The 458-nt window shown below is 68.8% G+C and carries 1 pseudogene; it reads right to left on the minus strand.

Annotation, left to right across the window (positions count from 1 at the left end):
* Positions 1-458 (minus strand): annotated as a pseudogene (locus tag AC1DGW_RS16865) (hemagglutinin repeat-containing protein); the annotation flags it as partial.

A 458-nucleotide genomic window follows, 5' to 3' on the forward strand; every position in this document is an offset into this window, starting at 1 on the left:
CCACCATCCTGCTGCAGTTCGGTCACGCCACGGGCGATGCCCTCGCCGCTGCCGTCATGCACGATCAAGGTGCCATCGGCAATGCCGGCCTGCGTGGTGCTGCCGGACTTCTCGTGCTGCGGCACGCTGATGTTCGGGCTGACGCTGCCGCCACCGGTGCCGCCGCTGACGCTTCCGCCAACGCTGCTGGCCGTGTACTCGGCTTCGTTGTGCAGGTCGCTCCAGCCCAGGCTGCCGGTTTCCAGGCGGTTGAGTGAGGCGTCTGCCGTCGAGGCGATGGCCGCGCCATCCAGCTGCGTGTGCCCACCCACCCGGATGTCGAAGCCGCCTTCCCCGGCCTGGATGCCGGCCTGCTCCTTCACGCTGGTATAGGTGCTGTCGATCCTGCTCTGGTTGTAGTTGGCGCTGATCTGCCCGCCGCCGGTGCCGACGGCCGCATCGATCCCCGCGCTCTGGTC

It is taken from the genome of Stenotrophomonas sp. 05N423 (genome assembly GCF_056397145.1).